The following is a 15,749-nucleotide window of genomic DNA, read 5'->3' as shown; positions in this document are numbered from 1 at the left end:
ACAAACAAAAAGGCGCTCATGAGCGCCTTTTTTACGTTCTGCATCCGGTCTTAGCGTTGTGCTTCGCCGCCCAATGCTTCGATCAGGTTCTGGATAAGCGCCGCCAGTTCACCCGTCATCAGCACGAAATCAGCATCGAAACGTCCGGCGAAATCTTCGCGGTCGATGTCTTCATTTTGATCACGAATAACGTCGCTGAATTTCAGGCGTTTAATGCTGCCGTCGTCGGCCAGCACCACGGCGATACGTTCCTGCCAGTCAACGGCCAGCTTGGTGACCAGTTTGCCATTTTCGATATGCGTGGCGATTTCGTCACTGACCAGCGCCTGTTTTTTACAGCGGATCACGCCGCCTTCTTCCAGGATCGCTTTCAGCTCAGCTTCATCCTGTAAGGTGAAACCGGCAGGTGTTTCGCCTGAACGTACCCATTCGGTCAGCGTCAGCTCGATCGGGCTTTCCATGGTCAGCGGCACCACCGGCAGCGAACCGAGGCTTTTACGCAGCAGCGCCAGCATATCTTCGGCTTTCTTGGCGCTGGCGGCATCGACCATGATCAGGCCGTTAACGGTATCAATCCACATGAACGTCTGGCTGAAGCGGCTGAATGCGCGCGGCATCAGGCTGTGCAGCACTTCATCTTTCAGGGAATCTTTTTCGGTCTTTTTCAGCTTACGGTGCTGTTCGCCTTCGAGCTGATCAATTTTGGCCTGTAACTCTTGTTTGATAACCGGAGAAGGCAGAATTTTTTCTTCTTTGCGTGCGCAGATCAGGATCTGCCCGCCGTTGACGTGAGTCAGCGCGTCGCCACCGTGAGAACCCATCGGTGAAACCCAGCCGGTTTTCGCCATATCCTGGCTGCCGCACGGGGTAAAGGTGAAAGCACTAAGCTGTTTTTCCATTTCGTCAGCAGATAACGAAACTTCACGGCTCAAACGGTAAACCAACAAATTCTTAAACCATAACATGGCGTTATCCCTGTCCCGGCGCACTCGTGGTACGCTGAATAAATGAATGCAGGGCGGCATGATAACCAATTGAGCGCCGGTCGTCGTTAAGAAATCGCCGTGGCCTGTAACATTGCATAACAGCTTATTCTGGTGACAGAGGCCACTGGCTTCTAAACTGAACAGACTCAGAAAAACTGACCCTGCAGGACATAAAAAGGAGAATAAAACGTGCGAATTGGCATTGATTTAGGCGGCACAAAAATAGAAGTCATTGCGTTATCGGATGAAGGCAAAGAGCTGTTTCGCAAACGGGTCGATACGCCGAGAAATGACTACGAGCGCACACTCAAGGCGATTGAAGGGCTGGTGCTGGACGCCGAGAAAGGCACCGGACAGCGCGGCAGCGTGGGGCTGGGGATCCCCGGCACGTTATCGCCGTTTACCGGCAAAGTGAAGAATGCTAATTCGGTCTGGCTGAACGGTCAGCAACTGGATGAGGATCTGGCGCTGTTGCTCAAACGCGAAGTGCATATTGCAAACGACGCCAATTGCCTGGCGGTTTCCGAAGCCACCGACGGGGCAGGTGCAGGCCGCCACACTGTATTCGCCGTGATTATCGGCACCGGCTGCGGTTCCGGCATTGCGCTTAACGGCGTGGCGCACGCGGGCGGCAACGGCAACGCAGGCGAGTGGGGCCACAATCCGCTGCCGTGGCAGGATGAGGAAGAAATCCAGTTTGCCCGCGAAGTCCCGTGCTACTGCGGAAAATCAGGCTGCGTCGAAACGTTTGTTTCCGGCACCGGATTTGCCGAAGACTACTTCCGTCATTCCGGTCAGCGTTTAAACGGCGCAGAGATTATTGCGCTGGTTGAGCAGGGCGATGAAACGGCGGAACTGGCGCTGGGTCGTTATGAGCGTCGTCTGGCTAAGGCGCTGGCAAACGTAGTGAATATTCTCGATCCGGACGTGATTGTCTTCGGTGGCGGCATGAGCAACGTCGATCGCCTGTATCAGACCGTGCCACTGCTGGTTAAACAATGGGTATTTGGCGGGGAATGTGAAACGCCGATGCTCAAAGCGGTTCACGGTGATTCGAGCGGAGTGCGTGGCGCTGCCTGGCTGTGGCCGCAATCGCGTTTTGCGTTATAAGTTCTTCATCAATTTTCAGGGGGCAGAGTTTGCGCCCCTGATTTCATTCATAATCCAGCAGTTAAAGCGCCATCTCCCGTTTAAACACGTCCAGCGTGTGCGCCTTCACGCGGATAAATTCCGGGTGGCTCATGATTTCAGAACCACGCGGACGCGGCAGGTCAAACGGCACAATTTCTGCAATCTGCGTCGGTCGCCGTGTCAGCAGTAAAATCTCATCCGCCAGAAACACTGCATCCTCGAGATCATGCGACACAATCAGCATGGTGACGCCAGTCGCCAGCTGCACTTCCTGCAATTTATCGCGGATAAACAGCGTCATCTCGAAATCCAGCGCCGAGAAAGGCTCGTCGAGGAACATCACTTCCGGACGCGTCGCCAGCGCCCGCATGATGCACACGGTTTGCTGCTGGCCGCCGGAAAGCTCATACGGATAGCGTTTCAGGTCGAAGCGGATATCAAACATTTGCGTCAGTTCTTCGACCCGCGCATTGACGTCCGCTTTGCTCATGCCGTGTCGGATCAGCGGATATGCGATATTGGCGCGGGCACTCATCCACGGAAACAGCGCGTCGCGGTAGTTCTGAAACACATAACCGATGGTGGTCTGCGCCAGCGTTTTGCCGTCGAACAGAATGTCGCCTTTATCCACCGGGATCAGCCCGGCGATCATGTTCATTAACGTCGATTTACCGCAGCCGTTCGGGCCGAAGATCGACACGATCTTTCCACGCGGTAAGTCGAGATTGAGATCGGTATACAGCGGCTGTCCGGCAAACGCCTTGCTCAGTCCGCGGATCGTCACATGGGTATCCGGGCGCGTAGCGTACTGCGGCAACTGCGGGCCTTTATAATCAGGGTTTAGCGAGAGAGGTTGCGTCATGCTTTGCTACTCCAGTGGACGGTTTTTTTCTCGATCAGCAAAAAAGCCAGGTTCAGCAGATAACCCAGCGCGCCGGTGATCAGGATCGAGGCGTACATGTCTTTGATGTTAAACACCTGCTGGGCATCGATGATCCGGTGGCCGAGGCCGGTTTCCGATCCGATGAACATTTCAGCGACGATCACGATCACCAGCGCAATCGACACACCGGTGCGCAGGCCAACGAAGGTTTGCGCCAGGCTTTCCATCAGCAGAATGTCTTTAAAAATATGCCAGCGGGAAATTCCCATCACTTTGGCCGCCATCAGCCGGGTTTTTTTGGCATTCATCACGCCGTACGCGCTGTTAAACAGGATAACCAGCACCGCGGCAAAGGCGGCGATGGCAATTTTATTGGCATCGGTAATGCCGAAAATCAGCATAAACAGCGGGATCAGCGCTGATGACGGCGTGGAGCGGAAGAAGTCGATCAGAAATTCCAGGCTGCGATAGATCTTTTCATTGCTGCCTAAAATGACGCCGAGCGGCACGCCTATCACTGCGGCAAAAGCAAAGGATACCAGCGTGCGGTAAAGGGTTGCGCCGATGTCGGTGCGCATGGAAGCATCGAAAAATGACTGGAACATGTAGCCAATCGTCTCGACGGGCGAGGGCAAAAGCACCGGGTTCAGCCATTTTGCGCTGACGGCCAGTTGCCAGAATAAAAACAGCAGCACAGGGCCGACCAGCGGCAGTAACCTTGAAGACCAGCGTGAAGTCATCCTGTTTCTCCTTATCCTTTATAAATCAGCGAAGCGACATCCACCGGTTTGCTGAAGATTTTTCTTTCCGTAAAGACGTCATAAAATTTCTGGAACCATTGCAGGTTGTCGCCTTTTAAATCGGGATACATCACAAAGCCCGGCAGCGGCACCTCTTTCACCAGCGCCGGTTCTATGCTGGTGTAACCGGCGACGTTTTCGCGAGCCTTGTCAGGATGCGCCGCAATGAATTCCACCGCTTTCTGATAAGCGGCAATAAACTTTTTGGTTTCTTCCGGTTTGCTGGCGATAAAACTGGAGTTCAGCGCCGCGGCGCCGCCGAACCAGGGCGCGTCTGCATTGCCGAGCACGTATTTAGAAATGACGCCGGTTTCCAGCGTGCGGGAAAGGTTTTTCATGCGCCCGACGGTGCCGGTGGGTTCGAGTGTATACACGCCGTCAATTTGTCCGGCGGCCAGCGCAGGTGCGTGCTGCCCGACCGGCAGTTCGATCACTGAAGGATTAGTGAAACCATTTTTCTCCAGAATGATCTTCGCCATCGTCACGTTCTGGATCCCCGGCCCGCAGGCGATCTTCTTACCTTTCAGATCGCTGATCGCTTTCGCAGTGCTGTTCAGCGGCACCAGAAATTCATCCAGAACCAGCTGATGATTGGACGGATTCGAGCAGATGATTTTGAACAAATCCGGTGAGGTGATAGCCCCCAGACCCAGCGCGCCTGTGGCCGTGCCGTTAGCGCACCCGTGGATCCTGCCGGTAATCATCCCCTCGACAATTTGCTGTGCGCTGGCGAATTTAACGCCTTTTACATTCAGTCCGGCTTCTTTAAAAAAGCCCTGTTCCAGCGCCACATATAACGGTAAACCGCCGACAATCGGCCAGTAACCAATGCGGATTTCATCGTCATCAGCTGCAAAGACCGAGGTCGGGATCATACCGCCAAGCGTGGAGACGCCGCCGGTGATGGCGAGCCATTTCATCAGCTGGCGGCGTTTTTTATCGACTTCAGGTTTGATGTTATTCATGGGCGGTTCCCTTAACGGTTATGCAGGCGCTGCAACTTGTACTGCAACTTGTATACATAACGTTAAGCACAGGGCGTGCCAGTTTGTCGGCAGGAGGGAATAAGCGGGAATTCAGCGGGTTGGGAACAATGAGCGCACTGCGCTGGTGCGAATTTTGCGCAGTTGCTCACAATCAGGATCCATTGCGGAGCAGATGGCTAGCAATTTACCCGCCAGTTGCTCCGCAGGATAATCTGTCAGACTTTAAACTCACTGCTCAGGCGGCTGACGCCCAGACCGTTCACCTTAGTCACTTTGATTTGCACCGGAATACGGTCTTTCATCGCTTCCACATGGCTGATCACGCCGATGGTTTTACCCGAGGCATTCAGGCTGTCGAGCGCGTCCAGGGCGGTGTCCAGCGTATCGGCGTCGAGTGTGCCAAAACCTTCGTCGAGAAACAGCGAGTCGATGCGGGTTTTATCACTGACCAGATCAGACAGCGCCAGCGCCAGTGCCAGACTGACCAGGAAGCTTTCACCGCCGGATAAGGTGCGGGTATCGCGCACGGCGTCCGCCTGCCAGGTATCGACCACCTGTAATTCCAGCGCATCGCTGGTTTTGCGCTGCAACAAATACCGCCCGTGCAGTTTTTCGAGCTGAAGGTTCGCCAGATACACCAGATGGTCGAGCGTCAGTCCCTGCGCGAATTTACGGAATTTTGCGCCGTCGCTGGAGCCAATCATCTGATTCAGATAACCCCAGTCATCGCAGGTCAGTTGCGCCTGGGCAATCTGAGCAATCAGCGCCTGTTGTCCGCTGTGGCGTAATGTGTCACTTTCCAGCTGGTTTTTCACTTCGCCCAGACGTTGCTGTAAAGCTTTCAGCTGTTGCGTCAGTTCTGCCAGCTGCGCTGTCAGAACGTCAAGATCGCTTTCTGTTTCACTCAGATGAGCCGGGCGGGCAAGACGATGTTTTTCGAGCTGCTGACCGGCATCCGCCAGTAACGCCTGCGCCTGCGCCAGTTGTTGTTGCAGATTTTCTTTGCGTTGCTGAAGCTGCTGACGGAGTGCGTCATCCAGCAGCGCCAGTTTCACCGCGGCTTCATTGGCAAATCCGCTGGCACTCAGCGCCTGTTGCCACGCCTGCTCCGCCTGCGTCAGTTGTTCTGTTGCCTGCAACTGTTGCTGTTGCGTGCTCGCCAGTTGCCCGGCCAGCTGATCGCGCTGTTCCTGCGCTTTTTGCAATGCGGTTTGCGCGTCACTGACCGCTTTTTCTGCCGCCTGTTGTTGCTGATGTAAGTGCTCGCGAACCTGCGCCACCTGGCGGTTGCCGAACAGTTCAAGGCGTTGAGCAGTCAGTTCTGAAAGGTTTTTTTCGCCTTCTGCAAACAACTTTTGCAGCCGTTCGACGTCTTGCTGAGATTTCGCCTGCGTCTCTTCCAGCCGGGTAACGCGTTCGGTCAGCAATGCGCTTTGCTGCTGCACTTTCTGCTGCGCGTTCAGTGCGTCATTCAGGGCATCTTTCGCCTGTTGCAGCGCCCGGGCCAGCTGTTCGTGCTGGCTAATCAGCGCCTGCGATTGTTGTTCTTCTTCATCGCGGGCAGTCAGCCATTGAGTGATGTCGGCGGTATCATGTAGCGTAAACGTCAGGTTCAGCGGTGCGCTGAGCTGTTGCCAGTTTGCGGTATGCGCATTCAGTTGCTGCTGGTCTTGCTCCAGCTGGATTTGCAGCCGCGTTTGCTGTTCTTTCAGACTTTTAATTTTTGTTGCCAGTTCGATACCGCTGGCTTTTACCGCATCGAACTCCAGTTGCATTTTCTCGAGGCGCTGCGCCGTTTCAGAAGGTTTGACCTCCTGATAATGTTCAATCGCCGGATGCGATGTGGAACCGCACAGCGGGCAGGCTTTGCCGCTTTGCAGATTCGCACGTTCGGCTTCGAGGCTGACGATCAGCATTTCCTGTTTATGCAGTGCCTTAACGTCGTTGAGATGCTCCAGCTGTTTCTGACATTGCAGGCGGATGGTGCCCAGACGCTGTTCTTCTTCAGCCAGTTGCGTCTGATACTGAACGAAATCTTTTTGCTGTTGCTGCACGCGCTGATTCAGCTGCGGGAAAATTTGCGCGAGTGAAAACAGCTGTTGCCGCACCGGACGCAGCTGCGTGAGTTCGGATTGTCGTTTCTGCAATGCTGCCAGCGGGTGCTGTTTTTCCAGCTCAGTCAGACGCTGTTGCGCAGTGTTGAGTGCGCCGGTCAGCGCGGTCTGGCGGGTCGTATGCTGGCGGCTTTCTTCGTCCAGCTTCTGTCGTTCGGCGGTCATTTGCACCAGCGTCGCGTTATGCTCACTGACAAGTTTCTGCACATCAGTGACAGACTGCTGTGTTTCAGTCAGTGATTTACGCAAACGGGTGATTTCGCCATCCAGCGGCAGGATTTTTTCTTCGATCAGCGTTTGGGTCTGACGCTGTTCTTCCGCCTGTTTCTGACGTGCCGTTTGCGACTGCTCCACAGCCAGATTCAGCGGCGTCATTTGCGCGATTTGCTGTTCCTGCTGCTGCGTCAGGTGCGCCAGTTGCTGCTGAAGACGTTGCGATTCATCCTGACAACGCTGGCGATCGTTGAGCAACGGACGCAGTTTTTCTGCCGGTTCGCTGCGCGCCAGTTGCTGTAACTGCGGCGCGGCGGCCAGATTTTCCTGCTCGGCGGCGGTCAGTTGTTGCTGAGATTGCTGCTGTTTTTGCTGCACCTGCTGCCACTGTTGCAGCCAGTTCAGATCCTGCTGGCGCTGTTGCGCCTGCTGACTGAGCGTGATTTCCTGCGCGTTCAGTTCAGCAAGTTGTGCTTCAAGCGTCTGGCGCTGTTCTTCGCTGAGCAGTTCGATCCCGGCCATGCGCTGGTGCAGACCATCAAGCGTTATCCGCGCTTCTTTATGTTGCTCAAATACTCGCTCAGACAGCAGCCCGTAAATTTCGGTGCCGGTCAGTTCCTCCAGCAGTTCGGCGCGGTCATTGGCATCGGCATTCAGGAATGCGGCAAATTGCCCCTGAGACAGCATCATGGATTTGGTGAAGCGACCGAAATCCAGCCCGGTCAGTGTGGCGATGGCATCGAGTTTATCGCGCACTTTATCGGCCAGAATTTTGCCGTCGGCCAGCAATGCCAGCTCTACTTTCGGTGCCTGCAGATTGCCGTCCGGCGAGTTTTTGGCGCGGCGCTGACTCCAGAACGCGCGATAACCGACGCCTTTGACTTCAAACTCCACTTCGGCCAGCGATTCGGCGGTGTGGCGCGTCATCAGCTCGTTCTGGCTTGGCGTGATGTTCAGCCGTGGCGTCTGATGATACAGCGCCAGACAGATGGCATCGAGCAGGGTGGTTTTCCCCGCGCCGGTCGGACCGGTGATGGCGAACAATCCGTTGCTGGCAAAAGGCTCAGCGGTGAAATCAATTTTCCATTCGCCTTCCAGCGAGTTCAGGTTTTTTAAACGCAGGCTGAGAATTTTCATTGTGCGCTGTCCTCCGCATTCTGACCGCTGGTGACCTGTTCAACAACCTGCGCAAACAGCGTGCGCATCCGCGCCTGACGCGGTTCGTCAGGATCCGGTTCCAGTGCCAGCCGTCTTTCAAAGACGTCACTGACGCTCAGTTCGCTGAGTGTCTCTTTTTCCTGTTGCTCAATGCGGTTGATACGCTGTTCTTTACTGCGGCGTAAAAGCACCACTTCTACTGGCAAATCTGCCGTCAGCGCCTGAATGCGGCGCTGAATATCACTGAGATAATCCTGCGTGGCGACTTCAATATCCAGCCACACCGGTTTGGCCGGATCGCCGCCTTCGAACTGCGCCAGTTGTTTTTCGATTTCTGCCAGCGAGCCTTTGATTATCTGCATGGGCTGGAAAACGGGAATTTCCAGCGTGTCGATGGCGTTGAGCGTCGCGCCCTCAAAGTCCAGTAAGTACACACTTTTGGCTTTACTCAGTTCATCAAAACTCAGCGCAATCGGCGAACCGCTGTAACGGATATGTTCGGTTTTGGCGACGCACTGTGCGCGGTGAATATGGCCAAGTGCCACGTAGTCGACCGGCGGAAACGCCTGCGCCGGGAAGGCATCGAGCGTGCCTATATAAATGTCGCGCACGGAATCGGAGGTGCTGACGCCAACCGTGGTCAGATGGCCGGTGGCAATGATCGGTAGCGAAACGCCGAGTTCGTCCCGTTTGGTCTGCGCGGCCTGCCACAATGCGTCATAATGCGCGGCGATGGCTTCCTGTAATGCCAGCTGTTTGTCGCTGCCGGATTGTCCCGCCTGACTGGCGAGCAAATCACGCGGACGTAAAAAGGGTATAGCGCAAAGTACCGCGCCAGGTTTTCCGTCACGCTGGTTGAGCACCAGAATCTGTTCTGAGAGGTTTTCGCCGACGGTCGCAATCACCCGCGTATTCAGGCAGGAAAGCAGCTCACGTGATTCATTAAGCGTGGCGACAGAATCGTGATTCCCGGCCAGTACAATCAGCTGACAGCCGGTTTGTTGCAGTTCGACGACGAAACGGTTGTAAAGCTCTCGGGCATAGCTGGGCGGCGAACCGGTATCGAATATATCGCCTGCCACAATCACGGCATCTACCTGATGTTGCTGCACCTGACCGGTCAGCCAGCGCAAAAATGCCTGATGTTCGGCGGCGCGGCTTTTGGTGAAAAAGTACTGGCCGAGGTGCCAGTCTGACGTGTGGATCAGGCGCATGAGACTCCCGTATGGATCTGGATGACGACAATGGGGCAAAGTATAAACGTCGGCGGGGGACGCTGTCCCCGATAAATCAGACCAATTTCAGCGAGATGGCAGCTGAATAGAAGAAATGTCTCTGTCATATTTGACTGTAATGAACCATCATTTCTATTCATAAATCTGTCACAAAACTGACGCATAATGGCGCCCGCAATCAAATAAAAGATCGCTAACCTATTGGCAGGACCTACGATGGCAAGACGTATACTGGTGGTTGAAGACGAAGCTCCAATCCGTGAAATGGTGTGTTTTGTACTGGAACAGAATGGCTATCAGGCAGTAGAAGCTGAAGATTTTGATTCAGCCGTTGGCCAGCTGGTAGAACCTTACCCTGAACTTATCCTGCTCGACTGGATGTTACCCGGCGGTTCCGGTATTCAGTTTATCAAACATCTCAAACGTGAAGCGCTGACCCGCGAAATTCCGGTGATGATGCTGACCGCCCGCGGTGAAGAAGAAGACAGGGTGCGCGGCCTGGAAGTCGGTGCCGATGATTACATCACCAAACCGTTTTCTCCAAAAGAACTGGTTGCCCGCATTAAAGCCGTGATGCGACGCATCTCGCCAATGGCGGTGGAAGAAGTGATCGACATGCAGGGTTTAAGCCTGGATCCGTCGTCTCACCGTGTGATGGCCAACGAGCAGGCGCTCGATATGGGGCCGACCGAATTTAAATTATTGCACTTCTTTATGACCCACTCCGAACGTGTTTACAGCCGCGAACAGTTGCTCAATAACGTCTGGGGCACTAACGTTTATGTGGAAGATCGCACGGTAGACGTGCATATTCGTCGTTTACGTAAAGCGCTGGAAACCAGTGGACATGACAGAATGATCCAGACTGTTCGTGGAACCGGATACCGTTTTTCAACGCGTTATTGAGTCCCCACAGCGGAGAATCTGTGTGCTAGAACGTTTGTCATGGAAACGATTGGCCGGTGAATTCTTTCTCTTTTGCCTGCCCGCGTTAATCCTCGGTATCTTCGTCGGCCATTTCGGCTGGCTCCTCTTTGCGTCGCTGCTGGCGGCGCTGGGCTGGAATTATTACAACCAGCTCAAACTCTCTCACTGGCTGTGGCTTGACCGCAGCATAACCCCGCCGAATGGCCGCTGGAGCTGGGAGCCTTTGTTTTACGGGCTAAACCAGATGCAGATGCGTAACCGCCGTCGCCGTCGCGAATTAGGTCAGCTCATTAAACGTTTCCGCAGTGGTGCCGAATCATTACCCGATGCGGTGGTACTGACGACGGAAGAGGGCAATATTTTCTGGTGTAACGGGCTGGCGCAAGATTTGCTCGGTTTCCGCTGGCCGGAAGATAACGGACAACACATCTTTAACCTGCTGCGTTATCCCGAGTTTCGTACCTGGATCCAGACCCGTGATTTCAGCCGTGCCCTGAATCTGCAACTCAATAACGAGCATTACGTCGAGTTTCGCGTTATGCCTTATTCCGAAGGGCAATTGCTGATGGTGGCGCGTGATGTTACGCAGATGCGTCAGCTCGAAGGTGCGCGTCGTAACTTCTTCGCTAACGTCAGTCATGAACTGAGAACCCCGCTGACTGTATTGCAGGGATATCTGGAAATGATGGAAGACGCCAAGCTGGAAGAGCCGTTTCGTACCAAAGCGCTGGACACCATGCAGGAGCAGACGCGGCGCATGGACGGGCTGGTCAAGCAGCTGCTGACATTGTCGAAAATCGAAGCGTCAGCAAATATCGATATGCACGAGAAAGTCGATATTCCGGTAATGCTCGGCATGCTGGAGCGCGAAGTGCAATCTTTAAGCGGTGGCCGTCACGAAGTGGTGTTCCGTGTAAACGAGAAACTGAAGGTCTTTGGCAATGAAGATCAGTTACGCAGCGCGGTGTCGAATCTGGTGTACAACGCCGTCAACCACACCCCGGCGGGGACGCGGATAGAAGTCAGCTGGCAACAAACGCCGCATGGCGCACAGTTCCAGATCAGTGATAACGGGCCGGGTATTGCGCCGCAACACCTGCCGCGCCTGACTGAACGTTTCTACCGTGTCGATAAAGCGCGTTCGCGCCAGACGGGCGGCAGCGGTCTGGGGCTGGCCATCGTCAAACACGCCCTGAGTCATCACAACGCAAAACTTGAAGTGATGAGTGAAGTCGGCGTCGGTACCCGCTTTATATTTACACTGGCACCGAAACTGATTGTTCCTCAGGAACAGGCCAGCCAAAGCGATGTGAAGGGATAAAAAGAAGCCACAGCCCACGCTGTGGCTTCTTTTAGCAGATGATTTGTAAACCTTTTTCTTCGATCAGCATCAGTAAGATCAGAGCAGCACCGGTGGGTTTGGTTTCATCCCGCTCCCATTTTTGAATGCTGTTAGCCGACATATTGATGAGTCTGGCCAGCACGCCCTGGCTGATTTTTTCTTTTTCCCGCAGCGCGCGTATACGTTCGGCAGAGCTTTCTGCAAAGGCTCTCAGCCTTTCCTCCTGTACGGCTTCATCCACAATGTTGTTAATTTCGCGCATCGTGGTTTGTGAAACGGTGCCCGACTCATGAAAACGCTGAGCTATGCGCTGTGCCTTGAGCAGAAGTTCATCAGTCATGTTGTTTTACCTCGATTATCAGTCCCAGACTTAAATCTTTAGAGAGCTGCATATCTGAAATATTTAAAAGTTCGCGAGCCAGTGATTTAAACACTCTTAAGGCAGGCTCTGAGATTTCACGCCCTGATTTTGGGACATTTTTCTTTTCCCATCCCGCCATAAAAAAGATTCGCTCGTCAAAGCGGAAAGCAATCAGTGCCCGGCCAAACCCTGATTTCGACCTTCCTGTCGGTGCAGTTCTTTTCTTGTAAATGTTGCCAGACAAATCTGCATCAAAAAGTCCGTTTGCCAGTTCATGTGCAGACTTGAGGATATCCTTTTCCGACAGTTTGCTATCGGTCATGAAGTCGTGAAAATCCTCTGTAACAAAAATACGTAAACCGTTCATGCCATCGTCCCTGGTAAAATAAACTATAGTATTTATTACTACAGATCGCAAGGCTGCAAATATTGTTCAGCATCATGAAACATCGCGAAGTGAACATGAATTTTATTCACGTCCCATGAAGATTCCTCTGTTGCCCGTGAAGCATCTGCATGACAGTATCCTGTTAAAGACGTTTAGACATCCAGATGTCTAAATATAACGTAAGGTAATTATTTACTTAATGAATCATTCGCATTTCGCCAATGGCGGGATGTCATAAGGAGTTCTTCATGCAACGTACAACACCTCCATTCCGCGCTGACGTCGTTGGCAGTTTCCTGCGCCCGGCCGCTATTAAAGAAGCCCGTAAGCAATTTCAGGCCGGTGAAATTGATGCCGCGCAACTGCGTGCCGTAGAAGATACCGAAATCCGCCGAGTGGTGGATTTGCAGCGTGAAGCCGGTCTGCAAGTGGTCACTGACGGGGAATTCCGCCGCGCATGGTGGCACTTTGATTTCTTCGAAGGTCTGGAAGGCGTTGAAGGTTACGATGCGGTGCAGGGGATCCAGTTCAACGGCGTACAGACTAAAGCACGCAGCATCAAAGTCGTCAGCAAACTCGGTTTCGGCTCACACCCGATGCTGGAAGATTTCCGTTTCCTGAAAAGCATCAGCGGAAGTGCAGTGCCGAAAATGACCATTCCAAGCCCGAGCGTGATGCATTTCCGCGGTGGCCGTAACGCGATCAGTAAAGAAGTGTATCCGGATCTGAAAGACTACTTTGACGATCTGGCGCAGGTTTACCGTGACGCGATTAAGGCGTTTTATGATGCCGGTTGTCGTTATCTGCAACTTGATGACACCGTCTGGGCATACCTGTGTTCTGAAGATCAGAAGAAACAAATCCGCGAACGTGGCGACTCTCCGGAAGAGTTAGCGCGCACTTACGCCGATGTGCTGAACAAAGCGATTGCCGGTAAACCGGATGATCTGGTGATTGGTCTGCATGTCTGTCGGGGCAACTTCCGTTCCACCTGGATTTCAGAAGGCGGCTATGAGCCGGTGGCAGAGATTCTGTTTGGTGGCGTGAACATCGATGCCTTCTTCCTGGAATATGACAACGAGCGTTCCGGGGGCTTTGAGCCGCTGCGTTTTATCAAAAAAGGCCATCAGCAGGCGGTTTTGGGTCTGATCACGACCAAATCCGGTGAGCTTGAACTGGCGAAAACGGTGGAGGCACGTCTGGCTGAAGCAGCAGAATATCTGGATATCAACCAGATTTGCCTCAGCCCGCAATGTGGTTTCGCTTCAACGGAAGAGGGCAACAGCCTGACCGAAGCGCAGCAGTGGGAAAAGCTGAAGCTGGTCGTCGATATCGCCGCCCGCGTCTGGTAATGCCAGGGCATGGTCGAATTTTGACCTTGTAAAAATGCTGTAAACTGTGCGTGAAATAACCTGAGAGTGGTGATTTCACGCATTTTTCGTCTTACCGGAGCATATCTTGTGCTTCATTAGTTCAAAAATCATACATATCATATGGCGTGTTTTTCGTTGTATTTAGTGAATATGCCTGTCTTATATTGTTAATCTGGTTAAACACTCTGCTTTTTGGATCGCGGCTTGCCTTTATACGCTATAAACGTTTACCTTAGCGTCCGCTGTCGCTCGATACTCCCTGCATAACAACGTAATTATCTGCATATCATCAGGCGTTTTTAGCTTACTTCGTTCCTCATCGGGTGCTCTCTGGCTCTTTTATGCCATTCATCCTTCTGACGACGTGGCACGGCGACGGCAACGGACACTTTATTCATTTGAACAGGCAACACGACACCAATCATGAGTACTCGTTTAACAAATAAAGATATTATGGCGCTGGGTTTCATGACCTTCGCCTTATTCGTCGGGGCCGGGAATATTATTTTCCCGCCAATGGTTGGCCTGCAGGCAGGTCATGACGTCTGGTGGGCTGCCGCCGGATTTATGATCACCGCGGTCGGACTCCCGGTGATGACGGTAATTGCACTTGCGCGCGTTGGCGGCGGTGTGGATGCCCTGAGTACGCCAATTGGTCGTGGTGCCGGTATTCTTCTGGCCACCGTCTGTTATCTGGCGGTAGGGCCGCTGTTTGCCACGCCGCGTACCGCAACGGTTTCGTTTGAAGTGGGTATCGCGCCGATGACCGGTGATGGCCCGCTGCCACTGCTGATTTACAGCGTGATTTATTTCAGCCTGGTTATCGGTATTTCCCTGTATCCGGGCCGTTTGCTTGATACTGTCGGACATTTCCTGGCACCGCTGAAAATGGTGGCTCTGGCTGCGCTGGGTATCGCTGCACTGCTGTGGCCTGCCGGTCAGCCAATGCCTGCTGTCGGTGCTTACCAGACCGTTCCTTTCTCCAGTGGCTTTGTAAATGGCTATCTGACCATGGATACGCTGGGTGCGCTGGTGTTCGGTATCGTTATTGTTAATGCCGCGCGTTCCCGTGGTGTATCTGATGCGAAATTGCTGACCCGTTATACCGTTCTTGCCGGTCTGATCGCTGGTCTGGGACTGATGCTGGTTTATCTGAGCCTGTTCAAACTCGGCGAAAACAGCGCCTCGCTGGTGCCGGATGCGACCAACGGTGCGGTTATCCTGCATGCTTACGTCGCTCATACTTTTGGTAGTGTTGGCAGCTTCTTCTTAGGTGCGCTGATTTTCATCGCCTGTATGGTGACAGCGGTTGGCCTGACCTGCGCCTGTGCGGAATTTTTTGCCCAATATCTGCCGCTGTCTTACAAAACGCTGGTATTCATTCTGGGTCTGTTCTCCATGCTGGTGTCCAACCTCGGGTTGAGCCATCTGATCCAGATTTCTGTGCCGGTACTGACGGCTATTTATCCGCCATGTATCGCGCTGGTTGTGCTGAGCTTTACCCTGCGCTGGTGGAACAGCACCACACGTATTGTGGCGCCGGTCATGGTAGTGAGCCTGGTGTTCGGCATTGTTGACGGTATTAAGGCTTCTGCTTTTGCTGATCTGATGCCAGCCTGGACCGCGAACCTGCCACTGGCTGCGCAAGGTCTTGCCTGGTTACCACCGTCATTATTAATGCTGGTACTGGTCGGGATTTATGACAAAATCAGCGGCCCGCGCAGCGTCACCGCGCACCAATGATTATCGGGTGAATGTTCGAAGACCAGAAAGAATGATCGTCTGAAGAATATTTAGCCAATCAGGCCACGGAGAACCCTTCCGTGGCTTTTTCATTGGCAGGCTAAAAGTC

13 protein-coding genes are annotated in these 15,749 nt (G+C 53.5%); 5 read left to right on the top strand and 8 right to left on the bottom strand.

What is annotated here, in order from left to right:
- Positions 1 to 50: 50 nt before the first annotated feature.
- Entirely contained in the window at positions 51 to 965 is a 915-nt protein-coding gene (rdgC, locus tag ACM615_RS10210) for a recombination-associated protein RdgC (RefSeq protein WP_112287473.1), read from the bottom strand.
- 210 nt (positions 966 to 1,175) lie between these two features.
- On the opposite strand from rdgC, the gene mak reads away from it, so the two are divergent.
- Positions 1,176 to 2,096, top strand: coding sequence for a fructokinase (gene mak / locus ACM615_RS10205; protein ID WP_113876166.1), 921 nt, complete (start codon positions 1,176 to 1,178; stop codon positions 2,094 to 2,096).
- A 61-nt stretch (positions 2,097 to 2,157) separates the two neighbouring features.
- Here the strand turns inward: mak and ACM615_RS10200 are convergent, their stop codons facing one another.
- The 5 genes from ACM615_RS10200 to sbcD form a co-directional block, all read right to left on the bottom strand.
- Entirely contained in the window at positions 2,158 to 2,979 is an 822-nt protein-coding gene (locus tag ACM615_RS10200; RefSeq protein WP_232829820.1) for an ABC transporter ATP-binding protein, read from the bottom strand.
- Entirely contained in the window at positions 2,976 to 3,740 is a 765-nt protein-coding gene (locus ACM615_RS10195) for an ABC transporter permease (RefSeq protein ID WP_113876165.1), read from the bottom strand. The genes ACM615_RS10200 and ACM615_RS10195 overlap by 4 nt, the downstream gene beginning before the upstream one ends.
- An 11-nt stretch (positions 3,741 to 3,751) precedes the next feature.
- Positions 3,752 to 4,765, bottom strand: coding sequence for an ABC transporter substrate-binding protein (locus ACM615_RS10190; RefSeq protein ID WP_112287476.1), 1,014 nt, complete (start codon positions 4,763 to 4,765; stop codon positions 3,752 to 3,754).
- A gap of 236 nt (positions 4,766 to 5,001) precedes the next feature.
- Complete coding sequence (gene sbcC / locus ACM615_RS10185) at positions 5,002 to 8,250, bottom strand: exonuclease subunit SbcC (protein ID WP_431011831.1); 3,249 nt, start codon at positions 8,248 to 8,250, stop codon at positions 5,002 to 5,004.
- Positions 8,247 to 9,485, bottom strand: a complete 1,239-nt coding sequence (gene sbcD, locus ACM615_RS10180; protein ID WP_431011830.1) for an exonuclease subunit SbcD — start codon at positions 9,483 to 9,485, stop codon at positions 8,247 to 8,249. Before sbcD ends, sbcC begins: the two co-directional genes overlap by 4 nt.
- 237 nt (positions 9,486 to 9,722) lie before the next feature.
- Here sbcD and phoB point away from each other — a divergent pair, with 237 nt between their 5' ends.
- Together phoB and phoR are read left to right on the top strand one after the other, a co-directional pair.
- The gene (gene phoB / locus ACM615_RS10175; RefSeq protein ID WP_112287479.1) at positions 9,723 to 10,412 is read left to right on the top strand and encodes a phosphate response regulator transcription factor PhoB; all 690 of its coding nucleotides are present in this window, start codon (positions 9,723 to 9,725) and stop codon (positions 10,410 to 10,412) included.
- 22 nt (positions 10,413 to 10,434) lie between these two features.
- Positions 10,435 to 11,754 (top strand): phosphate regulon sensor histidine kinase PhoR, encoded by a 1,320-nt coding sequence (gene phoR / locus ACM615_RS10170; RefSeq protein ID WP_113876162.1) that lies wholly within the window; start codon positions 10,435 to 10,437, stop codon positions 11,752 to 11,754.
- Positions 11,755 to 11,785: 31 nt separating this feature from the next.
- Here the strand turns inward: phoR and ACM615_RS10165 are convergent, their stop codons facing one another.
- Both ACM615_RS10165 and ACM615_RS10160 read right to left on the bottom strand, forming a co-directional pair.
- The gene (locus tag ACM615_RS10165) at positions 11,786 to 12,115 is read right to left on the bottom strand and encodes a helix-turn-helix domain-containing protein (RefSeq protein ID WP_113876161.1); all 330 of its coding nucleotides are present in this window, start codon (positions 12,113 to 12,115) and stop codon (positions 11,786 to 11,788) included.
- Positions 12,108 to 12,503, bottom strand: a complete 396-nt coding sequence (locus ACM615_RS10160; protein ID WP_431011829.1) for a type II toxin-antitoxin system RelE/ParE family toxin — start codon at positions 12,501 to 12,503, stop codon at positions 12,108 to 12,110. The genes ACM615_RS10165 and ACM615_RS10160 overlap by 8 nt, the downstream gene beginning before the upstream one ends.
- A 269-nt stretch (positions 12,504 to 12,772) precedes the next feature.
- On the opposite strand from ACM615_RS10160, the gene ACM615_RS10155 reads away from it, so the two are divergent.
- Together ACM615_RS10155 and brnQ are read left to right on the top strand one after the other, a co-directional pair.
- Complete coding sequence (locus ACM615_RS10155) at positions 12,773 to 13,876, top strand: cobalamin-independent methionine synthase II family protein (RefSeq protein WP_113876159.1); 1,104 nt, start codon at positions 12,773 to 12,775, stop codon at positions 13,874 to 13,876.
- 444 nt (positions 13,877 to 14,320) lie between these two features.
- On the top strand, positions 14,321 to 15,640 hold the full coding sequence (gene brnQ / locus ACM615_RS10150) for a branched-chain amino acid transport system II carrier protein (protein ID WP_112287484.1): 1,320 nt from the start codon (positions 14,321 to 14,323) through the stop codon (positions 15,638 to 15,640).
- Positions 15,641 to 15,749 lie beyond the last annotated feature (109 nt).

It is taken from the genome of Rahnella sp. PAMC25617, from assembly GCF_050606005.1.
Lineage (GTDB): Bacteria > Pseudomonadota > Gammaproteobacteria > Enterobacterales > Enterobacteriaceae > Rahnella > Rahnella variigena.
The sequence above is the reverse complement of the archived record's forward strand: the minus strand, read 5'-3'. Positions and strand labels throughout refer to the sequence as shown.

Excerpts from the sequence above, each read along its gene's own strand:
- rdgC (WP_112287473.1), bottom strand. The coding sequence starts at position 965 with ATGTTATGGTTTAAGAATTTGTTGGTTTACCGTTTGAGCCGTGAAGTT.
- ACM615_RS10200 (WP_232829820.1), bottom strand. The coding sequence starts at position 2,979 with ATGACGCAACCTCTCTCGCTAAACCCTGATTATAAAGGCCCGCAGTTG.
- ACM615_RS10195 (WP_113876165.1), bottom strand. The coding sequence starts at position 3,740 with ATGACTTCACGCTGGTCTTCAAGGTTACTGCCGCTGGTCGGCCCTGTG.
- ACM615_RS10190 (WP_112287476.1), bottom strand. The coding sequence starts at position 4,765 with ATGAATAACATCAAACCTGAAGTCGATAAAAAACGCCGCCAGCTGATG.
- sbcC (WP_431011831.1), bottom strand. The coding sequence starts at position 8,250 with ATGAAAATTCTCAGCCTGCGTTTAAAAAACCTGAACTCGCTGGAAGGC.
- sbcD (WP_431011830.1), bottom strand. The coding sequence starts at position 9,485 with ATGCGCCTGATCCACACGTCAGACTGGCACCTCGGCCAGTACTTTTTC.
- phoB (WP_112287479.1), top strand. The coding sequence starts at position 9,723 with ATGGCAAGACGTATACTGGTGGTTGAAGACGAAGCTCCAATCCGTGAA.
- ACM615_RS10165 (WP_113876161.1), bottom strand. The coding sequence starts at position 12,115 with ATGACTGATGAACTTCTGCTCAAGGCACAGCGCATAGCTCAGCGTTTT.
- ACM615_RS10160 (WP_431011829.1), bottom strand. The coding sequence starts at position 12,503 with ATGAACGGTTTACGTATTTTTGTTACAGAGGATTTTCACGACTTCATG.
- ACM615_RS10155 (WP_113876159.1), top strand. The coding sequence starts at position 12,773 with ATGCAACGTACAACACCTCCATTCCGCGCTGACGTCGTTGGCAGTTTC.
- brnQ (WP_112287484.1), top strand. The coding sequence starts at position 14,321 with ATGAGTACTCGTTTAACAAATAAAGATATTATGGCGCTGGGTTTCATG.